The sequence below is a fragment of the Mesorhizobium intechi genome (assembly GCF_002879535.1).
In the GTDB taxonomy this organism is placed as follows: Bacteria; Pseudomonadota; Alphaproteobacteria; order Rhizobiales; family Rhizobiaceae; genus Mesorhizobium; species Mesorhizobium intechi.
The window spans coordinates 1-6454 of the sequence record NZ_PNOT02000181.1 but is presented as its reverse complement, the minus strand read 5'-3'; the positions used below and the strand labels follow the sequence as shown (position 1 = coordinate 6454).

Below are 6454 nucleotides of genomic sequence, written 5' to 3'. Positions count from 1 at the left end.
CCCGCGGGTCGGCAGCACGAGACCAAACTCCGTGCATATGATCTCCGCCATCGTTTTGCGCTGAAGATGGGCGGCTGCGCGAAGGAGAGCTTGGCTGACGCCATATTCAACAGCTAGAGGTAACCGCCGCTCGAGCGATTCCAAGACATCCGTGCAAGAACCACGAAAGCGAGAGGCATCCACATCAAGAAGCCGCGGCGCGACAACGCGTGACGTTAAAGATGAGATTTCATTGATATCGAACACGGGATCGCGTCCACCGGCACCAGAGTACTGGACATTCATCATGTCGCCCCAAACAACGGTATCGTCGATAAGGACGAGCCCGACGCCGAGCGAACCTGCTGGAATGCGAATCGACTCGAATCCAGGCGTCGCCGGCGCGCCGACGTAGACGAATCCGTCCTGGATAGCGCCGGACTTAATTGCTTCCTGATCGTCATAGAAAAATGCGCCGTTGCCAGGCGCGAGCAGGACATCTTTGATCTGCAATTCACTTCGCTCGCTTTTTTTGCGGACTGAGTTGACGGTGGTTGCGGTTTGTCCGCTGCCGCCAAGTATGCGGCACCTAGTGTTGAGTTCACCAATATAATGTTCCGGACGGTGCCATCGCGTTTTCAGATGGCCCGCGCCTTGAGGAAACCGCCGTCGCTACGATCTCCCAGGTCAATCTTTACAGCCAATGTCTGGTCGATTTGGCGGGGGCTCCCCAGTTTTATTGCGCGCCGGCGCATCGCTATCGGAGGTTGGGGTCCAGTGCAGAGCGTTCTCGACCAGCCAGTGGCCGCGCACGGCGTGAGCGGCCCGTTCGGCGGAGGCGATAAAGTATCGCGTGTCGAAGCGGGTTTTGTCCTTCAGTCCAGGGCGCGAGATGATGGTTGTCTGACAGTCGCAGTTCACCTAGAAAGCGGCGCTGGCCTTGGAGCCAGCCAGTCTCGCGGGAGACGGTGACGGTGCGCTCCTCGATGCGGCCATGGCCCTTGTCGAGATCGACGGAGCTGTCGAGCAATCGGCGGGAGCGTCTGCGAAAAAGCGCTCGATCTCGGCTCTGAGCGTCGGCTGGTTGGCCTTGACGGCGAGCAGGTAGTCGGCGCCGGCATCCCTGATGTGGTAGCAATGGGGGCATTGGTGGCGATGGCGTCGATCGAGACGAGCGTGCCCTTCAGGCCGTCATTTGCCGCCAGGCGCTCGACAAGCACCGGAATCGCGGTCGTCTCATTGCTCTTGTCACTGACGGCCTCCTGGCCGAGCACCAGACGGGCAGTGTGGCGAAGGCCGAAAGCATTGCAGCGGGCCCTTTGCCAACGCCGCGATCGTGACTGCGCCGTGACGTTTTGCCGTCGATGGCGACGAAGTCCGGCCTGTCGGGCCATGTCTGGCGCACCCAGAAGGTGAAGGCAGCCGAGAACAGGCCGGGATCGATGTGGGCCAGCGCCCGCCCGGCACGCGTGATGATAAGGCAAGGAGCGGCGCAGGAAGTCGAGACGCGCCGCGCCCCAATCGGCAATCAGATCATAGTCGTCGCAGTCACAGATCGTGCCGCAGACAACCAGAAGCAGGGACTTCCGGGAGCGGATGCGCCACCCGCCATGGCTCGCGCGGGTCTTCGATCGCGGCGAAATGCTCCAGAAGTGCCTTCAGGCGCGGCTTCTCAAATCCTTCGAGGGTGGCAAGGGTCACAGCAGGGCTCCGAATCACCGAAGCCCGGATCAATCAACCGCAATCCCTAAAGTGCGTTAAACCCCGTTCGTAGCCCTGCGTCGCGAGCCCCGGAACTCGACCCGGTCGAGAACGTCTGGCAATATCTGCGCGCCAACTGGCGTTCACCGCGTCTTCGACGGCCACGACGCCATCATCGACGCCGCCTGCGAGGCTTCGCGGAAGCTCATCGCACAACCGAAACAACCACATCAATCGGAATGCGAGACTGGGCCTACGTCGGTCGAGCTTCATGACCCTTGGTATCATAGGTTGGCCAGCTCAGCAGAGACAGTAGGCCTCGTTCCAAGGGCTTGACTGGCGGCGGGTCCAAGACGCGCCGGACCCGCATTTCGGTTCAGGCGGGCTGACCCGCGACTAAGTGAACCAGCCTGGATTCCACTGTCGCCGGCTATCGGCGAATATGGTCTGATCCGGTCATGGCGATCACGGTTGAACAGCTTCACGACGATCCGGACGCTGAAGGCGACGGTCCTGGCACGCGACGTCGAGAGCGCCCGCCTGATCTAAATCATCAGGGAATTGCAGCGTCCTCCGCTTCGGCCGGCGTGCTGAGACGCTCCCCGAGGACCAGTTGCTGCTGGGGCTCCAAGAGGCCGAGCAGATCGAGGCAGCCGGCGAGGAAGATCGAGCGGGCCTCTCCAGACCGGCGACAGGCAGCCGGGCCACCGAAGTGCGCTGCCAACGCATCTTCCTCGTCTCGAAACTGTCATCGACATCGAGGACCATACCTGTCCGTCTGCCGCAACGACTTGCATCGGACCGGTGAGGAGGTTAGCGAGCGGCTCGACATCATTCCGGCGCAGCTGCGTGTGATCGTCGTGGCCCGGCCCAAATATGCCTGCCGCGCCTGCCAGGATGTGGTGGTTCGGGCTCCGGCGCCGGCCCGGCGGAAATATTACGGAAGCAGATCACGCGTGACGGGCCAACGAAACGATTGATAAGGTCTGTGGACGGGAAATTCGTCATGCGGAAGCATCTCCACGAAGTCACGCTCGGTATCAGGTCGCAACCTCAATAGTTTCTCAGGGAAACAAGAACATGGAACGCAAAGCCGCAGGTCATTTTGATCACCTTCCGCTGTTTCTGTCGAAACAGCATCCAGAGTTTTCGAATGTTTTCGAGGCAGTTAACGATCTGCCCATTGATGATGCCCATTGCCACATCGTCACCGATCGAGATGCGTTTACAACCCCACAGCGGTTCTTGGAGCGAATGTCCTTGGCCGCTATGGACACACTTCCGGTATATTTTCCGGCCGGCGTTTACGATCTATGGCTAAACGGTAATGAGGCTACACGGCATGACCTCAACAAACAATTCGGTATTCAGAACAAAGTAGATGGTGTTATTGGCGACATCGCTCAAAGCATTTTTGTGAAATTTCTCGTAAAGGAGCTTGCGCAATTCGTGGGCTGTGAGCCGAAGCTGGAAGCGGTCATTGAAGCCAGGAACGAGCGTGGTAAAAACTACTGGGCCTATGTCAGCAGCCTTCTGCGGGACGTGAAGTACGAAAACGTCATGGTGGACACCGGCTACGCGGAAGGTTGCGGCGCAGCAGAGATCGACCGCTATGAAGAAGGCATACTGCCCTGCCGTACGAACCGGCTTGCTCGAATAGAGATGATCCAAAAGGAGCTTTTTCCTCTCGATATCACATTTGAGGAGTACGAGCAGCGATACATGGCGCGGGTACTGGACCTGCTAGACGGCAACGGGAATTACGGAAAGAAATCCTATGGAATGAAGTCCTATCTTCTTCCGTACATTGGACTTATCGATCCTTTATATGAAAGGGGGCCTGCCCGAGCGTCATGGCAAGCGCTAAGGGAATCGTTCCACAAGATTCCGAGCATGGACCGCCAGTCGGAGTACAACCTCTCAAAGGATCTCCGCCGTTACAATTTCACCCTTGCTCTCGAAGAATGCCTCAAGCGGGACATTCCGATGCAGATTCACACCGGTGACGGAGAAGCTCCGTCCGTAATACTTCGCAACCAGGATCCGTTTTACCTGGAGGAAGTTTGCCGATTTGACCGCGATAGCGTAATGCGGATGCCAAAAATCATTCCGCTACATGCAGGCTATCCTTCAGTCGGAAAAGCCGCATGGCTTAGCCATCTGTATCCTAACTGCTACTTTGAACTGTCGATCATGACGCCATTCGTGCACCAGAGTCTTTTTCAGCGGTACATGCAAGTCATGGAAGTCGTTCCGCTTTCGAAGATACTATTCGCGAGCGACGCGTTTCATATTCCGGAGCTCTACTGGTTAGCCGGTCGCTGGGGCAAGCGATATCTTGCAAAGGCACTCACTGAGCACGTTGTTGAAGGAAGTCTTGGCTTTGAAGAGGCAATTGATGGCGCCAGAATGGTCTTGTATAAAAATAGCAGATCGCTATTTAAACTGAACTAGCGTAGGTTGGGTATTTCTTTAGTCGTTTACTGTTAAAGTGGTTCGATGCCGGGCCCAACCCGGTGAAACGGCGGCCATTCCAGACGGGCGGTAAGCGTCCGATTGTTACCGCGGAGGTTTCCCCTTGACGTGCGCGATGATGTCTCGATCTGAACGCAGTCTTCGAGGAGTGGTTCCCGTCTTCGGTCGAGCGGCGTGCATGGCATGAAAAAACCTAGTGATGTCGAGACGTAACGAAGCTTTCGCCGAGGAGCGGCAGCGCCTGCGGCCGCTGCCTTTGGCTCCGTTCCGATCGGTCCTGAAGCTTGAGCGACGCATCAGCCGGGAGGGCATGGTCAGCGTCGGCGGCAATTTCTAGACGAGATCGCCGCCCTCGAAGCCATTGACCATCCTCCTCTCGGAGGAGTTGACCCTGCGCGAGAACAGCCGGATCAAGACGGCACTGCGCACGGGGCGCCTGGCCACGATCAAGACGCTCGCCGGCTTCGACTTCTCTTTCCAGCCCTCGCTCGACCGCGATCGAATCTTCACGCTCGCCCAACTCGGCTTCGTCGCCCGCTGCGAGGTCGTCCACTTCCTCGGCCCGCTCGGCACAGGCAAGAGCCATCTGGCCATTGCGCTTGTCAAAGAGCGTCTTTTTCTGCACGCTCGCCGAACTCATCGCCGCGCTGGCAAGGCCCGAACGCGAAGGCCGCCTGCAGGAACGCATCCGCTTCTTCTGCCGGCCTTCTCGGCTCGTTGTCGACGAGATCGGCTACCTGCCCCTCGTCCACGGTGGCGGCAATCTGTTCTCTCAACTCGTCAACGCTCGCTATGAGAAGGGCGCGTTGATTCCTCAAACCGCGGCTTTGCTGAATGGGCGAGGTCTTCGGCGACCCTGTCGTCGCAACCGCACTTCTCGATCGCCTGCTTCACCATGCGGGTCGTCGTCCAGCTCGAAGGATCGAGCTATCGGCTCCGCCAGCACGCCGAGCTCATGCCCAAACACCTGCGATCAAAAGCCGCCATCACGCCGCCGACACTAACCACCATCACGGCCGCGCGGCCAGCCACCGAAAAATGGACTCCCCTCCGCCTGAGCGGCGAAACTGGGGATTTTACTTCGGCACTTTTGGGGAAAATTCGAGCGGCATTGACCCGCGTGTTGCCTCACCTAATTTTGTTACCGATTGCCTCATCAGGAATGTTACCCGCCGATGAGCGACCAGGTCCATTTCCATGCTGCCGGGAAGCGGCTCGTTCCAGTCGGCGAAGATGCGCATTTTGATGCGCCGCCGGGGCTTCTGGCACAACCCTTGGCTACTTTTTCGTATGCATGGTGCGCCTCGGCATTTGGAGCATGCGGTCGATCGTCGCGGCGCTCATCGACAGGATCTTGTGGCGTATCTCCTCCTCGAGCTTCAAATGATCGTTGCGTTCAGCGCCGGCAATAGAAATGGGCAGCAGTGCCTTGAGCGCTTGTCGCAGACTCGATCTGAAGCTTCCCACAGCACAATCAAAGCGCCCCGAGCAGACTCGTCATAGAGCGACGCGACGGGCGTTGACGGGTCTGCCGGCTCCTCGGCTGCGGGGGGCTGTTCAGGACACGGATTGCGGACTTTTCATGATACTCCGTCGCCGCGATGAACTCCTCCAAGATCCTGCGCTTGTCCTTGGTCGCTGCGGCCGCATAGAACCCAGACCGCATTGGCGAGTTCCATGCGCATGGCATGCGTCATCTTCGTCTTCATGTTGCCTCCCTGGTGGTGAAATCATCATGGCGACATGCCCCTTCACGGGTAACATTTTAGGTGAGGCAACGAACCCGCGCGGGTAACATTTTCCTTGAGGCAATGCGACATTCTTCGATCGCGGCGAAATGCTTCAGGCGCGGCTTCTCAAATCCTTCGAGGGTGGCAAGGGTCACATCAGGGCTCCGAATCACCGAAGCTCCATGGAATCAGATCAACCGCAATCCCTAAAGTGCGCTAACCCCAGTTCGTAGCCCTACCCTAAATCTAAACAGCATTGACAGGTTCGGCTCCGCTGACGCCATTGTCTTCGTCGTGTAGACCATGCACCCTGAGGTTCTCGGCGGCCAGGGTCGAGACGCAGCGATTAGCGATCTGCTCGAGTTCAAGAGGCTCTCGGTCCACTTCACTTGGAGGTTTGGTTTGGCAATGGATGTTACAACACAACTCGTTAAGCACGTTCTCAGTTCCAGCCTGGAGACGATCCCTGAGAAAGCGATGGAACGTGCGAAGCTGTCAATCCTTGACACGATCGCGTGCGCGATCGGCGGATCGAATGATCCTATCGCCCGCTTCTCTCGCAATTTGGG

Annotated in this window: 3 protein-coding genes and 5 pseudogenes; 4 read left to right on the top strand and 4 right to left on the bottom strand. The window is 58.1% G+C overall.

The window, feature by feature from the left end; genetic code table 11:
• Positions 1–492 (bottom strand): annotated as a pseudogene (locus tag C1D09_RS15420) (methylaspartate ammonia-lyase); the annotation flags it as partial.
• A gap of 261 nt (positions 493–753) precedes the next feature.
• A pseudogene (locus tag C1D09_RS34345) lies at positions 754–1680 on the bottom strand (ISAs1 family transposase); the annotation flags it as partial.
• An 80-nt stretch (positions 1681–1760) separates the two neighbouring features.
• Between C1D09_RS34345 and C1D09_RS33795 the strand changes: the two are divergent.
• The 4 genes and pseudogenes from C1D09_RS33795 to istB form a co-directional block, all read left to right on the top strand.
• Positions 1761–1955: pseudogene (locus C1D09_RS33795) on the top strand (IS630 family transposase); the annotation flags it as partial.
• A gap of 183 nt (positions 1956–2138) precedes the next feature.
• A pseudogene (locus C1D09_RS33790) lies at positions 2139–2609 on the top strand (IS66 family transposase zinc-finger binding domain-containing protein); the annotation flags it as partial.
• A gap of 151 nt (positions 2610–2760) precedes the next feature.
• A complete protein-coding gene (locus C1D09_RS15405) occupies positions 2761–4134 on the top strand; it encodes an amidohydrolase family protein (protein ID WP_143975119.1) in 1374 nt (457 codons plus the stop codon).
• A 360-nt stretch (positions 4135–4494) separates the two neighbouring features.
• Positions 4495–5213, top strand: a pseudogene (istB, locus tag C1D09_RS34235) (IS21-like element helper ATPase IstB); the annotation flags it as partial.
• A gap of 18 nt (positions 5214–5231) precedes the next feature.
• Here the strand turns inward: istB and C1D09_RS33170 are convergent.
• Together C1D09_RS33170 and C1D09_RS34070 are read right to left on the bottom strand one after the other, a co-directional pair.
• Positions 5232–5396, bottom strand: coding sequence for a hypothetical protein (locus C1D09_RS33170; protein WP_167514627.1), 165 nt, complete (start codon positions 5394–5396; stop codon positions 5232–5234).
• Between the two features lie 339 nt (positions 5397–5735).
• Positions 5736–5864 carry a hypothetical protein gene (locus C1D09_RS34070; RefSeq protein ID WP_281288585.1) on the bottom strand — a complete coding sequence of 43 codons (129 nt, stop codon included), beginning with the start codon at positions 5862–5864 and terminating at the stop codon, positions 5736–5738.
• Between the last annotated feature and the right edge of the window lie 590 nt (positions 5865–6454).

Excerpts from the sequence above, each read along its gene's own strand:
- C1D09_RS15405 (WP_143975119.1), top strand. The coding sequence starts at position 2,761 with ATGGAACGCAAAGCCGCAGGTCATTTTGATCACCTTCCGCTGTTTCTG.
- C1D09_RS33170 (WP_167514627.1), bottom strand. The coding sequence starts at position 5,396 with ATGCGCATCTTCGCCGACTGGAACGAGCCGCTTCCCGGCAGCATGGAA.
- C1D09_RS34070 (WP_281288585.1), bottom strand. The coding sequence starts at position 5,864 with ATGAAGACGAAGATGACGCATGCCATGCGCATGGAACTCGCCAATGCG.